The organism is Ancylobacter defluvii, assembly GCF_018390605.1.
Classification (GTDB): Bacteria; Pseudomonadota; Alphaproteobacteria; order Rhizobiales; family Xanthobacteraceae; genus Ancylobacter; species Ancylobacter defluvii.
Genome location: NZ_JAHBGD010000021.1, coordinates 23,941 through 43,142, shown reverse-complemented (window position 1 = coordinate 43,142; position 19,202 = coordinate 23,941). Strand labels below are relative to the sequence as shown.

The window sequence follows — 19,202 nt, the reverse complement described above, 5'->3', positions numbered from 1 at the left end:
AAATCCGGCACCCAAGCCCAACACAACTCAAACCAGTCTCAATCTGCCCAACCAGATCCCCAAAGCTTAGCCACGTCGATAAATGACGCAGATCGGTCGGTTGCTCGATGCAACTGCCGATGCGGATCGACAGGCTTTCCAGCCCGTGCTTGTCCCAATAGAGCCGGGCCAGCAACTCGCCATAGGCCTTGCTCAGTCCGTAATAGCCGTCCGGGCGCAGGTCGCAGTCCTCGTCCAGCATCACGCCGCGGCGGTGAAAGCCGATGGCGTGGTTCGAGGACGCGAAGATCACCCGCGCCCGGCTGGCGCGGGCGAGGTCGAATATGTGATGCGTACCGAGGATGTTCGGCCCGAGAATGGCGTCGAAATCCCGTTCGGTCGAGGCGGCGCCGAAATGCAGGATCGCGGCGAAGTCGGTGCCAAGCCGGGCAATGGCCTCGCGATCGGCGAGATCGGCAACCTGAAAACGGCTATGCGGCGGCAGATCATAAGCCGGCTCTATGATGTCGCTTAGCACCAGCGGGCGATCGGGTCGTGCCAGCCTCGCCGCCAGTACGCGGCCGAGCGCACCGGAGGCACCGGTCAACAATAGCGGGCGGGTATCCTTCGGCTCGGTCATGGTGCGTCCTCGAACAGAGACACTGGCACCCCGGCAACGCCGATCTCCAGCGCCAGCACGCCGCCGGAGGTTGGCGCGTCGGCCAGCTTCTGCGGGGGCACCCCCTTGCGCAGGCTGGTGAGGTAGAGCGTGCTTAGTCCTGCGCCGCCGAAGCAGGGCATGGTAGGTGCGGGCACCGGCAGTGGGATCTTGCGCGCCAGCCGACCCTCGGCATCAAAGCCATTGAGGCAGCCGGCCGAGACGCCGCAACTCCAATACAATCCGTCGGTGTCGCAGGCACCGCCATCCGGCCGGCCCTCGGCCTCGGATAGTTCGCGCAGCCGGTGCCGGGCGGAAAGCGCACCGTTCGAGGGGTCGAAATCCCAACGGTCGATCCAGGGACCACGTGAATCGGTGTGGAACATGGTGCGCCCGTCCGCCGTCCAGGCCAACCCGTTGGAAACCTTGAAGCCTTCGAGCTTCCGCTCGACGCGGCCGTTAGCGGTCACGCGATAGAGGCAGGCCGCCGGCCGCTGCTGATCCGGCGCCACATCGTGCATGGACCCGACCCAGAAGGCGCCGTCCGGGCCAATCTTGCCGTCATTCAGCCGGAACTCCGGGAACCGCGGTTCAACCACGGCCAGATGCCTGTGCTCGCCGGTCTCGATATCCAGCAGGCGCACCTCGCCGCCGACCGCCACCACCAGATGGCCGGAGCGGGCGAGGCCGAGACTGCCGACCGGCGCCGCAAAGTCCCACGTGCGGATCGCGCCGCTGGCAAGGTCCAGCCGGAATACCGTACCGGCAGGAATATCGACCCAGAACAGTGCTTGCCGACCGGCATCCCACAGAGGGGATTCGCCGATCTCACAGCGGCTGTCGATCAATAGCTGCGCCGGGTTTTCCGCATCCATGACAGGCCTCAGCGCGCGAGCCAGCCGCCATCGACCGGCACCACCGCCCCCGTCACATAGGAGGACGCCGGGGCGGCGAGGAACAGCATGGCGGTCTTCAGATCATCCGGCACACCCCAGCGGCCGGCTGGGATACGTTCGAGAATTTGCCGGCTACGTACCGGATCGGCGCGTAGCGCTTCGGTGTTGTCGGTCTCGATATAGCCGGGAGCGATCGCGTTCACGGTGATGCCCTTGCTCGCCAGCTCGTTGGCCATCAGCCGGGTGAGGCCGACGACGCCGTGCTTGCTGGCGGTGTAGGAGGGCACGCGGATGCCGCCCTGGAAGGAGAGCAGCGAGGCGATGTTGACGATGCGGCCCCGGATGCCGCGGGCGATCCAGTCGCGCGCCACCGATTGGGAGAGAAAGAACACGCTCTTGAGATTGATCGCCATCACCGCATCCCAGTCGGCCTCGGTGAAATCGATGAGGTCGGCGCGGCGGATGATGCCGGCATTGTTGACGAGAATGTCCGGCGCGCCGAAATCCTCAGTGATTCCGGCCAGCATCGCGGCGAAATCGCCGCCGGCCTCCAGGTCGCGGACGATCTCGTGGAAGCGCGCCCCCCTTGTCTCCACGGCGCGGCGGGTTTCCGGCATGGCGCGCGAGCCGAGGCCGACAATGTCGGCACCGGCCTCCGCCAGCGTCTCGGCGAGGGCGCGGCCGATACCGGTGCGGGCGCCGGTCACCAGCGCGATCTTGCCGCTGAGGTCGAACAGGCCGGTAAGGTTTCCCGCCGTCTGGCTCACTTCAGATCTCCCATCGGCACGAAGTCCATGTCGGCAAAGGACTGGTTGTCGCCGGCCATCGCCCAGATGAAGGCATAGGAGCCGGTGCCGGCGCCGGAATGGATCGACCATGGCGGCGACAGCACCGCCTGCTCGTTGCGCACCACCAGGTGGCGCGTCTCCTCCGGCCGGCCCATCAGGTGAAGTATGAGGCTATCCTTCGGCACCTCGAAATAGAAATAGGATTCCATGCGCCGGTCATGGGTGTGCGCCGGCATGGTGTTCCACACGCTGCCACCTTCGAGGCGTGTCAGCCCCATGACGATCTGGCAGGTCGGCAGCACGCCGGGGTGCAGATATTTGAAAATGGTGCGCTGATTGGAGGTCTCCAACGCGCCGAGCGGCTGCGGCGAAGCCTCGGCCTGGCGCACGACGCGGCTCGGGTGGTGACGATGCGCCGGCGCGGAATTGGCGTAGAAGCGCGCCGGCCGGGCGGGATCGAGGTTCTCGAAGCTCACCTCCCGTGCGCCCATGCCGAGATAGAGTGCCTCCTGCGTCTCCACGACGAAGACCTCGCCATCGGCGGTCACCTTCAGCGGACCCGTGCCGACATTGATGCCGCCAAGCTCGCGCCGCTCAAGAAAATAGTCGGCACCTGCAACCTTCGCCAGCGCCGCGTCCAGGGTGAGCGCGCCGGCGGCCGGGGCGATGCCGAGCACCATCATGCGATCATAATGCGAATAGGTGGCGCGGACGGCGCCGACCTCGAACACGGTGTCGATCAGAAAATGCCGGCGCAGGCCGGCAGTGTCCAGCGCTTCGGCCTGATCCGGGTGGATGGCGTGGCGGATATCCATGGGCTCTCTCCCTGGCATGTCGGGCCGTTGGCCGGCCCTGTCGGGTGGGTCAGATGAACAGGTCGGAATGGGCGGCGCGCACCTGCGGCAATGCTTTGAGGATTTCCGACAAATGTGCCTTCAACTCGGCCTCGGCGCGGTCGGGGTCGCGGGCGTCGATGCCGGCGAGGATGGCGCGATGCTGCTCGACCAGCCGCGGCAGCGCCGTCGCCGAGGGCAGGGTCAGGTGGCACACCCGGTCCATATGCGCCTTGATGTCGTCGATCACCGACCAGGCGGTCGGGCAGCCGGCGCCTTCGGCGAGGGCGGCGTGAAAGCGCTCGTCCGCGCGCTGGAACTCGTAATGCTGGCCGGCCTCGGCGGCGACCTGCTGGGCGTCGAGATAGAAGTCGATGCGGGTGCGCACGCGGGCATCGAAGCGCTCGCAGGCGCGGCGGACCACGCCGGCTTCAATCGTCTCGCGGATGAAGCGCGCCTCCAGCATGCGGTCGAGCGAGATCTTGACCACGAACGTGCCGCGGCGCGGCAGGATTTCGACCAGACCGGCCCGGGCCAGCGCGATGAAGGCCTCGCGCACCGGCTGGCGGGACACCGCATAGCGTTCGGCGATCTCCTGCTCGGACAGCGGCGAGCCGGGCGAGATGTTCAGCGTGATGATGGCCTTGCGGATCTCGCGCTCGATGCGACGCGCGCTGCTCTCCGCAATCTCGCCGGCCTCCACATTCACTTTGCGCTACTCCCGCTGCGGTTTCGATTGCTGCTTGACGTTCTACCATACTACAGGCAGTATCTACCATACCAAAAACGAAGAAAGCATTTCGGGGAGACTCAAATGCCCAGCACGGCAGAGGAATTTGTCGCGGCGCGGCGCGAGGCACGCGCCTTGGCTGCGTTTCCGGGTGTGCTGCCGGACAGCTTGTCCGCGGCCTACGCGGTGCAGGAGGAGACCTTGCGGCTGACCACGCGCCGCCTTGCCGGCTGGAAGGTGGCGGGCATCCCCCCGGCGTTCCGGGACCGCTATGACGCGCCGCGCCTTGTCGGGCCGGTTTTTGCCGATGCGGTGCAAGAGGTCGAGGACGGCGGCAGTGTCGAGGTGTTCGTCTATCAGGACGGGTTCGCCGCGATCGAGGCGGAATTCGTGGTGCGGCTCACGGTCGACGCGCCGGAAGGGCCGGTGACGGCGATGGACATTCCCGGCTTTGCGACGCTGCATGCCGGCTCGGAAATTGCCTCGAGCCCGCTCGCCAGCATCAACGATCTTGGCCCCGGTGCCGTGGTTTCCGATCATGGCAACAATGCCGGGGCCATCATCGGCCCGGCGATCCCGCCGCAAGCCGCCGGTGACTGGGAGCGACTGATCTCCCGCACTTTGATCGGCGGCGAACTGGTGGGGGAGGGCAGCGCGGCGCGCGTGGCCGGAGGCCCCTATGAATCCGTCGCCTTCCTTATCGCCCAGCTTGCCGGCCGCGGCCGGCGGCTGAAGGCCGGCGACATCGTGCTTACCGGCATGACCACCGGCGTGCACGACGTCCGCGTCGGCGACGAGGCCCGCATCGAGTTCCCCGGTGTCGGCGGCTTCGGCATCCGCGTCAAGACGCGTCCGGCGGAGCGATCCGCCGCCGCGTGACGGTTACGCCGCGCGGCGGCGACAACACCAATGATGGCAGAAAATGCCGCATGTGATCCTAGGAGAGGACAATGCCAATGAACTTCGCACGCATGTTCTGCGTCGCCGGCGCCCTTGCGCTCGCCCCCGTCACGCTGACGCCGCTTGGCGCCAGTGCCCAGACGGTGCTGCGCTCCGCCGACATCCATCCCGACGGTTACCCCACCGTCGAGGCGGTGAAATATATGGGTGAATTGGTCAAGCAGCGCAGCAACGGCCGGCTCGACATCCAGGTGTTCAACAATGCTGCGCTCGGCAGCGAGAAGGACACCATCGAGCAGACCCGCTTCGGCGTCATCGACATGAACCGGGTGAACACCGCACCGTTCAACAATCTGGTGCCGCAGACGCAGGTGCTCGGCCTGCCGTTCCTGTTCCGCTCCGTCGACCACATGCACAAGGTGGTGGATGGGCCGATCGGCGACGAGATCCTGGCCGCCTTCGAGCCGCACGGCCTGGTCGGCCTCGCCTTCTACGATTCCGGTGCCCGCAGCTTCTACACCACCAAGAAGCCGATCAAGTCGGTGGCCGACCTCAAGGGCATGAAGATCCGCGTCCAGCAGTCGGACCTGTGGATCGCGATGATGAAGGCGTTCGGCGCCAATGCGACGCCGATGCCGTTCGGCGAGGTCTATTCCTCGCTGGAGACTGGCGTGGTGGATGGCGCCGAGAACAACTGGCCGTCCTATGAATCCTCGCGGCATTTCGAGGTGGCGAAGAATTACACGCTCACCGAGCACTCGCTGGCCCCCGAGGCGCTGGTGATCTCCAAGGTGAGCTGGGACAAGCTCTCGCCCGACGACCAGAAGCTGCTCCGCCAGGCCGCCAAGGAGTCGGTCGGCAAGATGCGCGAATTGTGGCTGGCGCGCGAGAAGGCGTCGGAGGAGAAGGTCCGCAACGCCGGGGTGAAGGTTCTCACCGTCGACAAGACGCCCTTCATCGACGCGATGAAGCCGGTCTATGACAGCTTCGTCACCGATCCGAAGATGAAGGATCTGGTCACCCGCATCCAGGCCGTCCAATGAACGCGCCGCTCACTCCGGTCGAGGCCGGTTGGTCCGCTCCCGCCAATGGCGCGGAGCGGACCGGAGCGCCGACCGGCGGACCGGAGACCGGAGGCACCATGCCGTCTCTTCTCATCGCCCGCCGGATACTGGGGCTGCTGTCCCGGGTGTCGCTGTGGATCGCCGGTACCCTGCTGGTGATCATGACCGCCGTGGTCGGCTGGCAGGTGTTCGGCCGCTACATGCTGAACGACACGCCCAATTGGGCGGAGCCGCTGTCGCTGCAGTTCATGAGCTGGTTCATCCTGCTCGGCGCCGCCGTCGGGGTGCGCGACAGCGTGCATCTCGGGCTCGACCTGGTCCACCATGTCTCGCCGCCCTGGGCGCAGAAGGCGATGGATCTGGTGAGCCTCACTCTGGTGGCCGGCTTCGGCGTCGCCATGGCCTGGTACGGCGCCAAGCTCGCCATCGGCACCTGGACGGCGACCATCCCGGTGCTGGGCTGGCCGGGCGGGGTGGACTTCTTCCCGCTGGTGCTGGGCGGAATCCTCATCGCGCTGTTCGCCGCTGAGCGCCTCGTCGATACGCTTCTTGGCGTCGAGATCGTCGCCGATACCGCGACCCCGGAGGTGGTGTGATGGCGCATTTCGTCCTGTTCGGCAGCTTCGTCGCGCTGATGGCGATCGGCACCCCCATCGCCTTCTGCCTCGGCATCGCGTCGCTGGCCACGGTGCTCTATATTGGGCTGCCGCCCATCGTGGTGTTCCAGCAGCTGAATTCCGGCATCAATGTCTTCGCGATGATGGCGATCCCGTTCTTCATCTTCGCCGGCGACCTGATGGTGCGCGGTGGCATTGCCGTGCGGCTCATCCGCTTTGCCGCCGGCCTGGTCGGCCATCTGCGCGGCGGGCTGGGGCAGGTGAACATCGTGGCTTCGACGCTGTTCGGCGGCATTTCCGGCTCGGCGGTGGCGGATGCGTCGGCGGTCGGCGGGCTGATGATCCCGCAAATGGCCAAGCGCGGCTATGATCGCGACTACGCCGTCAATGTCACGGTGAACGCGGCGATCATCGCGCTGATGATCCCGCCCTCGCACAACATGATCCTGTATTCCATCGCGGCGGGCGGCAATGTCTCGGTGGCGGACCTGTTCACCGCCGGCGTGGTGCCGGGCCTGCTGCTGGCGGTGGCGCTGATGGTCACCGCCTGGTGGGTGGCGGTGAAGCGCGGCTATCCCTCCGAGCCGTTTCCCGGTTTTGCTCGGCTCGGCTTCTTCTTCCTGTCCTCGGTGCCCGGCTTGCTGCTGATCGGCATCATCTTCGGCGGCGTGCGTTCGGGCGTGTTCACCGCGACGGAGAGTTCGTGCATCGCCGTGCTCTATGCGCTCGCGGTGGCGGTGCTGGTCTATCGTGAGTTGGATTGGGCCGGCTTCGTCGAGGCGACGCTCGGGGCGGTGCGCACTACTGCCATGGTGCTGCTGGTGATCGGCGCGGCCTCCTCGTTCGGCTGGCTGATGGCCTATCTGCAGGTGCAGCAATCGACGATCACGCTGATCCGATCGATCTCCGAAGACCCGATCATGGTGCTGCTGCTGATCAATGTAGTGCTGCTGTTCCTCGGTACCTTCATGGACATGGCGCCGATGATCATCATCTGCACGCCGGTGCTGCTGCCGGTGGTGAAGGCCTTCGGCATCGATCCGGTGCATTTCGGGGTGGTCATGATCCTGAATGCCGGCATCGGGCTGAACACGCCGCCGGTCGGAACGGTGCTGTTCGTCGGCTGCGCGGTCGGCGGCATTTCGATACGCGAGGCGATGCGCACCATCTGGCCGTTCTTCGGGGCGAGCGTGGCGGTGCTGATGCTGGTCACCTATGTGCCGGCGCTGTCGCTCTGGCTGCCGGCCATGTTCCGCTGACGGGATACACCGCAGGCGGTGCTGACGGAATCGGTGCTCGGAGGCCGCCTATTCGGCGGCCTCTTCCGTTCGACGGCAGGACGCTCCCGCCCCGTGTTCCTCGATGACGTGCCGACGCAGCGAATCCCGCACCGAGGCGAGGATTTCCTCGGAAAGCGCCGGGTCGGTCGAGGACAGGCCGCGCGCCAGGGTGATCGCCCCGACCATGGAAGCCATCAGCGTGATCGAATCGGCATGGCGTTCCTCCGCCGTGCCGCCGGGGGGCAGCAGTTCGGCGATGCACCCCAGCTGATGGCGCAGCCCGTCGGCATATTGGGTCTGCACATGTTCCGGCTGCCGGGCGATCTCGGCGCCGAAGGCCGACATCGGGCAACCCTTGGAGGGTTCGTCACGATGGCGGATCGAGACATAGCGTTCGATGATCGACCACAGGGTGGGAACTTCGTTCCACTTGGCGCGGCTCTTCACGAAGGCATCGCGGCAGGCTTCCTCGGCCAGGTGCGCCTTGGAGCGGAAATGGCCGTAGAAGGCGCCGTGGGTCAGCCCGCTCGCCTGCATGATCTCGGCAACCCCGACATCGCCGAAGCCGCGCTCTCGAAACAGCCGCGAGGCGGTTTCGAGGATCGTGCGCCGATGTTCGGCGACCTTTTCCCGGGTAACGCGCAATTTCTGTTCACCTCCGTCGGGGCCACCGACCCCACCGGCTCTCCCCTTTCTCTTGTAAACACCATTTTTTATTCATGATGCAAATCAGAGAAACTGCGGAGCCGGTTGATCCGGTCAGAGCATGGCCCGATCGAGGCGTTTCAGCCCGGTCGGGTCACGCCGCCTGCGCAGCGACCGGAGCGGCGGCGCGCCGATCGAGCACACCACTCCATATGGTAAGGCCGAGGGCGATTGCCACCAGCACGGCACCGACGAAGGGCGTCGCCTCCAGGCCGAAGGGCGAGGCGACCACGCGTCCGCCGATCCAGGCGCCGATGGCGATGCCGAGGTTGAAGGCGGCGATGTTCAGCGCCGAGGCGACGTCGACCGCGCCGGGCCGGTGCAGGCGGGCGAGTTCGACGACATAGATCTGCAGGCCCGGCACGTTGGCGAAGGACAGGAAGCCCAGCGCCACCAGGGTCGCCAGCGCCAGGACCGGCGCCGACATGGTGAGGCCGAACAGCGCCAGCACCAGCGCCTGCGCCGCGAACAGCCCGGTCAGCGCCTTCACCGGATCGCGGTCGGCGATGCGCCCGCCGATCAGGTTGCCGGCGGCGATGGCGGCGCCGTACAGCACCAGGATCAGGCTGACCGAACCAGCCGAAAAGCCGGTGACGCTCTCGAGGATCGCCGCCAGATAGGTGAAGGCGACGAAGGTGCCGCCATAGCCGAGCGCGGTCATGGCGAAGACGATGAGCAGGCGGCCGCTCGACAGGACCTTGAGCTGGTCGGACAGGCGCGCCGGTTCCGGCCGTGACAGCCGGGAGGGCAGCAGGACGGCGATGGCGAGCAAGGCCACCGCCCCGAGCACCGCGACGCCGGCGAAGGTGGCGCGCCAGCCGAAATGCTGCCCGATGAAGGTGCCGAGCGGCACGCCGGTGACGATGGCCACCGTCAACCCCATGAACATCATGGCGATGGCCGAGGCGCGGCGGTTGGGGGCGACGAGGTCGGCGGCGATGGTGGCACCGACCGAGAAGAACACGCCATGGGCAAAGGCCGAGATCACCCGCGCGACCAGCAGGCTGGCATAGTCCGGGCTCAGCGCCGCCCCGGCATTGCCGGCGATGAACAGCGCCATCAGGCCGAGCAGCAGCGGCTTGCGCGGCGCGCGGCCGGTCAGCGCGGTCAGCACCGGCGCGCCAAAGGTGACGCCGAGCGCGTAGACGCTGACGATGAGGCCGGCGAGCGGCAGGTCGATGTTCAGGTCGGCGGCGACGGTCGGCAGCAGGCCGACGATGACGAATTCCGTGGTGCCGATGGCATAGGCCGCCACGGTGAGGGCAAAGAGGGCAATGGGCATGGTGCGGCTCCGGGCGCATCCGTCGAAGCGGCGCGCAAAGGGGTGGTGACGTTGCCGGAACTATGGGATCCCTATTCCCTGTTGTTTATTCCAAGATGATGATCATCATCTGTGAAACTGTTTCATCAGTGGGAGCGAGCCATGGATAATCGCGCCGGCGAGATGCAGGTGCTGGTGGAGGTGGCCGATCGCGGCAGCTTCTCCGCCGCCGGCCGGGCGCTGCGGCTGTCGCCCTCGGCGGTCAGCAAGATCGCCGCCCGCATCGAGGCGCGGCTGGGGGTGCGGCTGCTGCTGCGCTCCACCCGGGCGCTGGTGCTCACCGCCGAGGGCGAGGCCTATGTGGCGCGCGCCCGCGCCATCCTCGCCGAGATCGAGGAAGCCGAGCGGCAGGTGGCGGGCGGGGCCGCCGCCGAGCCGCGCGGGCGGCTGCGCGTTTCCGCCTCGGTGGCGTTCGGCGAGCACTATCTGGTGCCGCTGGTGCCGCAGTTCCTGGCACGCCATCCGCGGGTCTCGCTCGACCTGTCGCTGACCGACAGCGTGATCGACCTGTTGGGCGAGCGCACCGATCTCGCCATCCGCATCGGGCCGCTGCGCGATTCGTCGCTCAAGGCGCGGCGGCTGTCGGAAAGCCGGCGGATGATCGTCGCCGCCCCGGCCTATCTCGATCGTCACGGCGTGCCGGCGACGCCGGACGATCTCGACCGCCACAACTGCTTGCGCTTCAATTTCCGTCGCAGCCTCGATGACTGGCCGTTCCGCGATCCGGTGACCGGGGCCGCGTTCACCCGTCCGGTCGGCGGCAATTTCGAGGGAAATAGCGGGACCACGCTGCGCCGGCTGGCGCTGGAGGGGCTGGGTCTCGCCCGCATCGGCGCCTTCCACATCCGTGCCGACATCGAGGCGGGGACGCTGGTGCCGGTGCTGGAGGACTACAATGCCGGCGATATCGAGCAGATGAGCGCGGTCTATGTCGGGCACGCCCATCTCGACGCCCGCATCCGCGCTTTCGTCGATTTCCTCGCCGAGCGGATCAGGGGCTGAGCCGATCAGGGCTGGGCCGATCCGGAACGAGCGGCGGGCCGAGGAACTCGACGCCCCATTTTTCGCCGAAGGCGGCGAGCCGCGCCCGGTCCGGCACGCCCTCGCGCATCACCGCGGCAAGGCCGGTGAAGAAGGCCACCGCGTCGAGGCCGGGCAGGATCAGGATGAACTGCCGCGCCGGGCTGTCGCCGATATTGACGAAGCCATGGGCGCTGCCGCCGGGGATGGTCACCACGTCGCCGGGCACCGCCTCGAAGCGGCGACCGTCGCATTCGTAGAGATAGCGGCCTTCCAGCACGCGGAATATCTCGGTCTCGCGATGCCGGTGCAGCGGCGGGCCGTAGCCCGGCGCGTTGATGGTCTCGATGGCGGTGACGGTGCCGCCGCTCATGGCGGGCGGCAGCGGCACGCGCAAAGTGAGGCCGATCGCGGGGATCTCGATCGGCGTCGTGTCGGCGGAGGCGTGAAGGAAGGCGAAGCTCATGGCGGGCTCCGGTTGGGGCACCGCAGTCGAGCCCGAACCGGGCCTGTCGGCAAGGGGGATCGGGCGTGAGGTTTCCCTTTCCACCCCTCTCCCCGACGGGGAGAGGGAGGCACTCGAATCGGGAAAGGGCGCAAATTGCGTGGGAGTCCAACCCCTCAGGCGAACGCCTTGAGATAGGCGCGGGCACTGGTCGAGGGCCGGCCGGCGAGACGCTCGACATCGCCGGAAGTGGCGGCATATTCGCCGGCTCCTAGCGCGGCATAGAAGCTGCCCACCCCGGTCGCCACCCATTCCGGCAGGCCCATGGAACGGAACTGCTCCTCGAAGGCGGCGACCGGCACATCGAGCGCCTTGATCTCCTTGCCCGTCAGCTCGGAGAGCAGGGCGGCGAGTTCGACCGCGCTCCAGGCCTCGCCGCCGGCGATTTCATAGATCTTGTTCGCATGGCCGGAGCCGGTCACCGCCCCGACGATCGAATCCGCCACGTCCTCATGCGAGACATAGGCGACCTTGGCGTCGATGCCGGTGAAGGGCAGCACGCCGCTCGCCTTGGCGTTGGCGAACAGCGGGTCGTTATTGGCGAAATAGCTGTTGTCGCGCAGGATCGTGTAGGCGATGCCGGAGGCCTTCAGCTCCGCCTCGGTCGCCTCATGCGCCTGTGCCCAGTCGAAGCGGCTGGTGCTCACCGGGTTGGTGGCGCTGGTATAGACGATGCGCGTCACCCCGGCCGCCTTGGCCGCCTCGATGGCGTTGTGGTGCTGCGCGGTGCGGATGTCGTTGGTGCCCGCCCCGGAGATGATCACCGCGATCTCGGCGCCGGCGAAGGCGTCCCTCAGGCTCGCCGGATCATCGTAATCGGCGGCGACCACCTCGAAACCCTCGGCCTTGCGGGCGGCGAGCTTGTCCGGCGAGCGCACGGCGAGGCGGACCTGCCCGGCGAGACCCTTGGCCTTGAAGGCGTCGGCGAGCGTGGTGCCGAGTTTGCCGCTGGCGGCGGTGATGACGATCATGATGCGAAGTCCCTGCGTGGACGCCGGAGGGGCTGTCCTTGGTTACGGAATGAGACTAACATGCCAATATGTGTCTAAGGCGCAAGAAGGCATCTTGGCGTGCCTCGGTATGCGCCGCGTAACCAAGCCGCCGCTGCGGCGGTCAGAAGGAGCGGACGATGAAGCCGGAATGGATCGGTCTGGGGGACGCCTGTCCCACGCGCTCGCTGCTCGATCGCATCGGCGATCGCTGGAGCGTGCTGGTGCTGATGGAGCTGGAGCCGGGCATTCGCCGCTTCTCGGAGCTGCGCCGGGCCATTCCCGACATCTCGCAGCGCATGCTCACCCAGACGCTGCGCTCGCTGGAGGCGGACGGGCTGATCTCGCGCACGGTGTTCGCCACCGTGCCGCCGCGCGTCGATTACGAGCTGACCACGCTCGGCCGCTCGCTGATGGTGCCGCTCGGTGCCCTCGTCGCCTGGGCGGAGGCCAACCATACCGCGGTGAAGGCGGCACGGTGTCAGCCGACCACGATGCCCGGCGCGCCCGCTTCCAGCCGGCCGACTACCGCCGCTGCCGGGTAGCCGGCGGCACGGATTTCGGCGAGGAGGGCCTCGGCCGCTTCCGGCGCCACTGCCACCAACAGGCCGCCGGAGGTCTGCGGGTCGGTGAGCACATGCCGGCGCCAGTCGGGGAAATCCCCGGGCAGGGTGACGCCGTCGCCATAGCTCGCCCAGTTGCGGTGCGAGGCGCCGGTGACGAAGCCCTGCTGCGCCAGTGCCTCGGCCTCCTTGAGCACCGGCAGCGCGGCGGCGTCGAGGCGGAGCGTCAGGCCGGAGCCCCGCGCCACCTCCAGCCCGTGGCCGAGAATGCCGAAGCCGGTGACGTCGGTGACCGCATGCACCTGTGTCCGCTTGCCGAGTTCGGCGCCGATGCGGTTGAGCCGGGTCATCGAAGCGACCATCTCGGCATAGCCGGCCTGCGAGAGCGCCTGCTTCTTGAACGCCGCCGAATAGAGCCCGACGCCGAGCGCCTTGGTGAGGATCAGCACGTCGCCGGCCTGCGCGGTGCTGTTGCGGCGGATGTTTTCCGGCCGTGCGGTGCCGATCACCGCGAGACCGTAGATCGGTTCCGGGCTGTCGATGGAATGGCCACCGGCGACCGGTATGCCGGCCTCGGCGGCGATCGCCTGGCCGCCGCGCAATATGTCGCGCACCATCGGGGTCGGCAGCTTGCCGAGCGGCATGCCGAGGATGGCGAGCGCCAGCAGCGGCTTGCCGCCCATGGCGTAGACGTCGGAAATGGCGTTGGTGGCGGCGATGCGGCCGAACTCATAGGGATCGTCCACCATCGGCATGAAGAAGTCGGTGGTGGCGATCAGGCAGGTGTCGTCGTCGAGCCGGTAGACGGCGGCGTCGTCGCCGGTCTCGGTGCCGACCAGCAGCCGCTCGAACGGCCCGCCCGGCGCCTGCTCGGACAAAAGTTCGCGCAGCACCGAGGGAGCGAGCTTGCAGCCGCAGCCGCCGCCATGGGCAAGGCTGGTGAGGCGGAACGGGGCGGTATCATTCGGCGTATCGAGCATGGTCAGATGTTCCATTCTCGACCTCTCCCCGACGGTGAGAGGTCGCCGCGCAGAGGCGGGGGAGGGGGAAGGGCGCTTGATCGCCCCTCTCACACCGCCCCTCTCCCCGGCGGGGAGAGGGAGTTTTTGTGCCCGTCCCCGCCAGACGTCATCCCGGACGGGGTAGGCCGATCCGGAATCGCGCGAGGCCCGCAGCGATTCCGAACCTCGCCCTTCGTCTCCGGCCGGGGTGGCGACAAGACGATGCCGATCAGGCCGAGATCTCGCTCGCCTTGATGGTGTATTTGAACGCGTCCGGGTCGAGGCAGTCCTGGCGCAGGCTGGCGACTTCCGCCTGCGGATACATCAGGAAGCCGAGCTTGGGTCCGTTCGAGCCCGGCAGCGCGATGTCGTGGCCGTCATTATAGGCGAGCCAGTTGCCTTCCCAGGCGCCAAACAGAGCCTTGCGCGCGGCGACCACCTTGGCATCGTCGAGAGCGTTCTTCCCCGGCGGCTCTTCCAGCACCACCTTGCGCACGTCGGCGGGATCGACGCCGACCCAGCCGAAGCCGTCCAGCCACACCTCGGCGCGGCAATGCTGGGCCTTGGAGATGACCGGGGAGTTGGCGCCGAGGCTCTTATAGCCGAAGGCCGAGGGGGCGACGCGGATGCCGTAGAGGTCGCGCGCCGGGATGCCGGCGGCGCGGGAAAGCCCGACGAACAGCGCGTTGAGGTCGGCGCATTTGCCGCCGAGATTGCCGCTCGCCAGCAGCGAGGCGATGTCGCCGGTGCCGCAGCCGCGAGTCGCGGCGTTTCGGTAGGTGTTGTCCACCACCCATTCATAGATGGCGCGCGCCTTGTCGATGTCGGTGGTCTTGCCGGCGACGATCTTGTCCGAGGTCGCCTTCACCAGGCCGTCGGTGGGGATCAGGTCGGTCGCCTTGAGGAACAGCGCGCGTTCCTCCGGCGATAGCGGCGCGGCCGTGCCGGGTTTCGAGAAGTCGGTGGCGCGGTCGCGGGTGGCGAATTTCGAGGTGATCTCCACCTGCGGGTCGGCGACGCCCTCGGCCCAGGTGAGATGCAGCAGCAGGGTGCCGTAATGCGGGTCCTTCACCACCTCGGCGGTCTTCGCGTTGGTCTTCCAGGTGCTCTCGCCGGGCTTGAACCAGTCGGCGGCGGTATAGGAGGGCAGCGGCACCCAGGCCTGGGCCGGGCCGGACTTGCCCTCGATCGGCGCGATGGCGAGCGTCGTCACCGCCTCGAAGTTGCGCCAGCTGCCCGGCTTCGGCGCGAAGGTCGCGGCAGCCGAGGCGGCGGCCGGATTGGCGCCCGCTTGCGCGAAGGCCGATTGGGGAAGAGCGGCGGCGGCGGCGAAGGCGGCGCCGGCTTTCAACAGGTCGCGACGGTTTGTCATTGTTGTGGGCTCCCGGAGTTGTCAGGCAAGGCGGGCAGGGTGAAGGCCGCGGTTGGCGTCGCCGCGGCGAGCAGGCCGTCGAGGGCGGCCGGAACGCGTGCGTCGTCCCAGTCGACCGGGCCGGTGGCGGAAAAGCGCAGCGTGTGATCGGCGCCGAGCACATGGCTGGTCGGCAGGAAGGCGACCTTCCACGCCTTCATGGCGGCGCGGTCCTCGTCGATCAGGATCGGGAACGGCAGCGGCCCGCCGGCGACTTCCTGTGCGAGGAAGCGACGGATGCGGGTGGCCGGCTCGCCGACATCGATGGCGAGAATCGCCGGCCGGTTTTTCGGCGGCATTTCGGCAAGGCGCCCGGCAAGCCGGCGCAGCCCCGCCATCTCCTCGCGGCACGGCTCGCACCATGTCGCAAAGAAGTGAACGATGACCGGCCGGCCGTGCAGTGCGGCAAGACTCTGCGGGCCGTGATCCAGCGAGGCGAGCGCCAGCGGCGGTGCCGCTGCGCCGGGCGCAAAGGCAGGCTCGGCCCGCAACTGCGCGCTCGCATCAATGGAAAATGACGCAAGGGCAAGCAACAGGGCCGGCAGCAGAGGTGAGGCGGAGCCCCGACACGCGGGAGCCGAACTATCGAGCACGCCACAATCCTGCCGACAGTCGGGCTTCCGCGTCAATGACCCGCCCGCGGCGAGCGGCCGGATTGTGCGCCGCAGCAGTGCGATTGCGAAATCGCACGACGGAAGCACCTGTAAACGCAGTCTTTTTTCCCGTGCACTCGACTTTAGGTGATTTGACATTGGAGTAGGTAAAAAATAGCGTTGGCTGATCGAACGACCCTATCGCTTCAGACGCGGGGATGGTCGCGGCACTGCCAAGCCGGGAGAACAGCACATGAATATGGAGCTCTCGCGTCGCGCATTTTTGCGCACGTCGGGTGCGGGACTAGCGGGTACCACGCTCGGGGCCTTCGGCTTCGGCGAGGCGGAGGCGGCGGTGGCTGCCCACGTCAAGCCGTTCCACCTGGTCAACACGGTCGAGGCCCGCAATACCTGTACCTATTGCTCGGTCGCCTGCGGCATCATCATCTTTGCGAAGGGCGACCTTCGGAAGGGCGAGAAGGCCGACATCGTCCATATCGAGGGCGACGCCGACCACCCGACCAATCGCGGCACGCTGTGTCCGAAGGGCGCCGCGCTGCTGAACATCGTGAAGTCCGAGACGCGCCTCACCCAGCCGATGGTGAGGAAGCCCGGCTCGGACACGTTCGAGCCGATTTCCTGGGACGTGGCGCTCGACAAGATCGCCCGCGCCATGAAGGACGATCGCGACGCCAACTTCATCGCCAAGAACAAGGACGGCGTTACCGTCAACCGGTGGCTGACCACCGGCTTCCTGGCGGCGTCGGCGACGACCAACGAAACTGCGTTCGCCACCTACAAGGTGGTGCGCTCGACCGGGATGCTGGCATTCGACAACCAGGCACGCGTCTGACACGGCCCGACGGTGGCGAGTCTCGCCCCAACATTTGGCCGTGGCGCTATGACGAATTCCTGGACCGACATCCGGAATACCGATCTTGTCGTCATCATGGGCGGCAATGCTGCCGAGGCCCATCCGTGCGGCTTCAAATGGGTCACTGAGGCGAAAGCCAACCGTGGCGCCAAATTGATCGTGATCGACCCGCGCTACAACCGCTCGGCTTCGGTGGCGGATTTTTACGCGCCGATCCGTCAGGGTTCGGATATCGCCTTTCTGATGGGCCTGATCAACTGGTGCATCAGCAACGACAAGGTGCAGTGGGCCTATACCAAGGCATTCACCAATGCCGCCTTCATCGTGAAGGAAGGCTTCGCCTATCAGGACGGCCTATTTACCGGCTATGACGAGGAAAAGCGCGATTACAACCGCGATAGCTGGGAATACGAGATCGGCCCGGACGGCTATGCGCTGGTGGACGACACGCTGCAGCATCCGCGCTGCGTGTGGAACCTGCTGAAGCAGCACGTCGCCATTTACACGCCGGAGATGGTCGAGCGCATCTGCGGCACCCCGAAGGACAAGTTCCTGCACATCGCGCAGATGATCGGCGAGTGCTCCTCGCCGACCAAGACCATGACGTCGATGTATGCGCTCGGCTGGACCCAGCATTCCAAGGGGTCGCAGAACATCCGCGGCATGGCGATGCTGCAGCTCATCCTCGGCAATATCGGGGTGCGCGGCGGCGGCATGAATGCGTTGCGCGGCCACTCCAACATCCAGGGACTGACCGATATCGGGCTGATGAGTAACCTCATCCCCGGCTATCTCAACATCCCCGCCGACAAGGAAGTGGATTTCGCCACCTATATGTCGACCCGCGGCTTCAAGCCGCTGCGGCCGAACCAGATGAGCTATTGGCAGAACTACAAGAAGTTCTTCGTCAGCTTCATGAAGTCCATGTGGGGCGACGCTGCTACGGCGCAGAATGACTGGGCCTATGACTACCTGCCGAAGCTCGACGTATCGGGATACGACGTTCTGCGTGCCTTCGAGCTGATGAAGCAGGGCAAGATGAACGTCTATTTCTGCCAGGGGTTCAACCCGCTGCAGGCCTTCCCCAACAAGGCAAAGCTCGCCGAGGCGCTCGCCAAGCTCAAGCTGCTGGTCGTCATGGACCCGCTCCAGACCGAGACGGCGCGCTTCTGGGAAGACCATGGCATCTACAACAAGGCGGATCCCGCCTCGATCAAGACCGAGGTGATCCAGTTGCCGTCGACCTGCTTCGCGGAGGATGAGGGATCGCTGGTGAATTCAGGTCGCTGGCTGCAATGGCACTGGCCGGGCGGCTCGCCTCCCGGCGAGGCCAAGCACGACACCTGGATCATGGCGCAGATCCATCTGCGGCTGAAGGAGCTGTACCGCAAGGAGGGCGGCGCCTTTCCCGATCCGATCCTCAACCTGAACTGGGCCTACAAGGATCCGGGCGAGCCGTCGCCGGAGGAACTCGCCAGGGAGATGAACGGTTCGGCGTTGGTCGACGTGTTCGATCCCAATGATCCGAGCAAGAAGATCCTCGAGGCCGGCAAGCAGCTTTCCGGCTTCGGCCTCTATCGCGACGACGGCACCACCGCCGGCGGCTGCTGGATCTATTCCGGCTGCTGGACCGAGGTGGGCAACATGATGGCGCGCCGCGACAATTCCGACCCGGACGAGACCGGAGCCTATCTGAAATGGTCGTTCGCCTGGCCGGCTAACCGGCGCATCCTCTACAACCGCGCCTCCTGCGACCTCGACGGCAAGCCATGGGATCCTTCGCGCAAGCTGATCGAGTGGGACGGTGCGAAATGGACCGGCTACGACGTGCCGGACATCGCGCCCACCGCCAAGCCGCGTGAAGTCGGCCCGTTCATCATGAATCCGGAGGGGTCATCGCGCCTGTTCGTGCGCAAGATGATGCGCGATGGGCCGTTCCCGGTGCATTACGAGCCGTTCGAGAGCCCGGTCGCCAACGTGATCGCGCCCAAGGTGCGCGGCAATCCGGTGGCGCGCGTCTTCGCCGACGACTGGAAGCAGTTCGCCGATATCGGCGATCCCAACTTCCCCTATGCCGGCACCACCTACCGCCTCACCGAGCATTTCCACTACTGGACCAAGAACAACCATGTGAACTCGGTGCTGCAACCGCAGCAGTTCGTGGAGATCTCGGAGGAACTCGCCAAGGAGAAGGGCATCGTCAAGGGCGGCTGGGTGCGGGTGTGGTCGAAGCGCGGCGAGCTTCTCGCCATCGCGGTGGTCACCAAGCGCATCAAGCCGATGACCATCGACGGCAAGACGGTGCATGTGGTCGGCGTGCCTATCCACTGGGGCTTCGTCGGCGCCGCCCGTAAGGGCTTCCCGGCGAATGTGCTCACCCCGTTCGTCGGTGACGCCAATATCGAGACGCCGGAATTCAAGGCGTTCATGGTCAACATCGAGCCCTCGACCGGGCCGGTGGCGTAGGGAGGCGGC

General features: G+C 66.8%; 19 protein-coding genes. 7 read left to right on the top strand and 12 right to left on the bottom strand.

The window, feature by feature from the left end; genetic code table 11:
• The 5 genes from KHC24_RS16055 to KHC24_RS16035 form a co-directional block, all read right to left on the bottom strand.
• A partial coding sequence (locus KHC24_RS16055) for an NAD-dependent epimerase/dehydratase family protein (protein ID WP_213364337.1) occupies positions 1-619 on the bottom strand: 619 nt, incomplete at its 3' end.
• The gene (locus KHC24_RS16050; RefSeq protein WP_213364336.1) at positions 616-1,512 is read right to left on the bottom strand and encodes an SMP-30/gluconolactonase/LRE family protein; all 897 of its coding nucleotides are present in this window, start codon (positions 1,510-1,512) and stop codon (positions 616-618) included. The genes KHC24_RS16055 and KHC24_RS16050, both read right to left, overlap by 4 nt.
• A gap of 8 nt (positions 1,513-1,520) precedes the next feature.
• Entirely contained in the window at positions 1,521-2,300 is a 780-nt protein-coding gene (gene kduD / locus KHC24_RS16045) for a 2-dehydro-3-deoxy-D-gluconate 5-dehydrogenase KduD (RefSeq protein WP_271180695.1), read from the bottom strand.
• A complete protein-coding gene (gene kduI, locus KHC24_RS16040; protein ID WP_213364334.1) occupies positions 2,297-3,136 on the bottom strand; it encodes a 5-dehydro-4-deoxy-D-glucuronate isomerase in 840 nt (279 codons plus the stop codon). The genes kduD and kduI overlap by 4 nt, the downstream gene beginning before the upstream one ends.
• Positions 3,137-3,185: 49 nt before the next feature.
• A complete protein-coding gene (locus KHC24_RS16035) occupies positions 3,186-3,863 on the bottom strand; it encodes a GntR family transcriptional regulator (RefSeq protein WP_213364333.1) in 678 nt (225 codons plus the stop codon).
• A 105-nt stretch (positions 3,864-3,968) separates the two neighbouring features.
• On the opposite strand from KHC24_RS16035, the gene KHC24_RS16030 reads away from it, so the two are divergent.
• The 4 genes from KHC24_RS16030 (at position 3,969) to KHC24_RS16015 (ending at position 7,724) form a co-directional block, all read left to right on the top strand.
• On the top strand, positions 3,969-4,763 hold the full coding sequence (locus tag KHC24_RS16030) for a 2-keto-4-pentenoate hydratase (RefSeq protein ID WP_213364332.1): 795 nt from the start codon (positions 3,969-3,971) through the stop codon (positions 4,761-4,763).
• Positions 4,764-4,840: 77 nt separating this feature from the next.
• Positions 4,841-5,827: a TRAP transporter substrate-binding protein gene (locus KHC24_RS16025; RefSeq protein WP_213364331.1), complete on the top strand. Its 987-nt coding sequence runs from the start codon at positions 4,841-4,843 to the stop codon at positions 5,825-5,827.
• Positions 5,828-5,925: 98 nt separating this feature from the next.
• Positions 5,926-6,444, top strand: a complete 519-nt coding sequence (locus KHC24_RS16020; protein ID WP_213364330.1) for a TRAP transporter small permease — start codon at positions 5,926-5,928, stop codon at positions 6,442-6,444.
• Positions 6,444-7,724: a TRAP transporter large permease gene (locus KHC24_RS16015; protein ID WP_213364329.1), complete on the top strand. Its 1,281-nt coding sequence runs from the start codon at positions 6,444-6,446 to the stop codon at positions 7,722-7,724. Before KHC24_RS16020 ends, KHC24_RS16015 begins: the two co-directional genes overlap by 1 nt.
• A gap of 48 nt (positions 7,725-7,772) precedes the next feature.
• Here the strand turns inward: KHC24_RS16015 and KHC24_RS16010 are convergent, their stop codons facing one another.
• Positions 7,773-8,390 carry a TetR/AcrR family transcriptional regulator gene (locus tag KHC24_RS16010; protein WP_213364328.1) on the bottom strand — a complete coding sequence of 206 codons (618 nt, stop codon included), beginning with the start codon at positions 8,388-8,390 and terminating at the stop codon, positions 7,773-7,775.
• 154 nt (positions 8,391-8,544) lie between these two features.
• Positions 8,545-9,732 carry an MFS transporter gene (locus tag KHC24_RS16005; protein WP_213364327.1) on the bottom strand — a complete coding sequence of 396 codons (1,188 nt, stop codon included), beginning with the start codon at positions 9,730-9,732 and terminating at the stop codon, positions 8,545-8,547.
• Positions 9,733-9,873: 141 nt separating this feature from the next.
• On the opposite strand from KHC24_RS16005, the gene KHC24_RS16000 reads away from it, so the two are divergent.
• Positions 9,874-10,773: a LysR family transcriptional regulator gene (locus KHC24_RS16000; RefSeq protein ID WP_213364326.1), complete on the top strand. Its 900-nt coding sequence runs from the start codon at positions 9,874-9,876 to the stop codon at positions 10,771-10,773.
• Here the strand turns inward: KHC24_RS16000 and KHC24_RS15995 are convergent.
• Together KHC24_RS15995 and KHC24_RS15990 are read right to left on the bottom strand one after the other, a co-directional pair.
• Complete coding sequence (locus KHC24_RS15995; protein WP_213364325.1) at positions 10,763-11,257, bottom strand: cupin domain-containing protein; 495 nt, start codon at positions 11,255-11,257, stop codon at positions 10,763-10,765. The two genes, KHC24_RS16000 and KHC24_RS15995, sit on opposite strands and share 11 nt — an antisense overlap.
• Before the next feature lie 155 nt (positions 11,258-11,412).
• Positions 11,413-12,267 (bottom strand): SDR family oxidoreductase, encoded by an 855-nt coding sequence (locus KHC24_RS15990; protein ID WP_213364324.1) that lies wholly within the window; start codon positions 12,265-12,267, stop codon positions 11,413-11,415.
• Between the two features lie 158 nt (positions 12,268-12,425).
• Here KHC24_RS15990 and KHC24_RS15985 point away from each other — a divergent pair, with 158 nt between their 5' ends.
• Positions 12,426-12,830: a winged helix-turn-helix transcriptional regulator gene (locus KHC24_RS15985; protein WP_213364323.1), complete on the top strand. Its 405-nt coding sequence runs from the start codon at positions 12,426-12,428 to the stop codon at positions 12,828-12,830.
• Here the strand turns inward: KHC24_RS15985 and selD are convergent.
• The 3 genes from selD to KHC24_RS15970 all read right to left on the bottom strand — a co-directional run bounded on the left by selD (position 12,767) and on the right by KHC24_RS15970 (position 15,751).
• Positions 12,767-13,828, bottom strand: a complete 1,062-nt coding sequence (selD, locus tag KHC24_RS15980; protein WP_213364338.1) for a selenide, water dikinase SelD — start codon at positions 13,826-13,828, stop codon at positions 12,767-12,769. The two genes, KHC24_RS15985 and selD, sit on opposite strands and share 64 nt — an antisense overlap.
• Before the next feature lie 250 nt (positions 13,829-14,078).
• Complete coding sequence (locus KHC24_RS15975) at positions 14,079-15,221, bottom strand: transglutaminase-like domain-containing protein (RefSeq protein WP_213364322.1); 1,143 nt, start codon at positions 15,219-15,221, stop codon at positions 14,079-14,081.
• On the bottom strand, positions 15,218-15,751 hold the full coding sequence (locus tag KHC24_RS15970) for a TlpA family protein disulfide reductase (RefSeq protein WP_246547032.1): 534 nt from the start codon (positions 15,749-15,751) through the stop codon (positions 15,218-15,220). Before KHC24_RS15970 ends, KHC24_RS15975 begins: the two co-directional genes overlap by 4 nt.
• 355 nt (positions 15,752-16,106) lie before the next feature.
• Here KHC24_RS15970 and fdnG point away from each other — a divergent pair, with 355 nt between their 5' ends.
• Complete coding sequence (gene fdnG / locus KHC24_RS15965; RefSeq protein WP_213364320.1) at positions 16,107-19,193, top strand: formate dehydrogenase-N subunit alpha; 3,087 nt, start codon at positions 16,107-16,109, stop codon at positions 19,191-19,193.
• Positions 19,194-19,202: the final 9 nt, after the last annotated feature.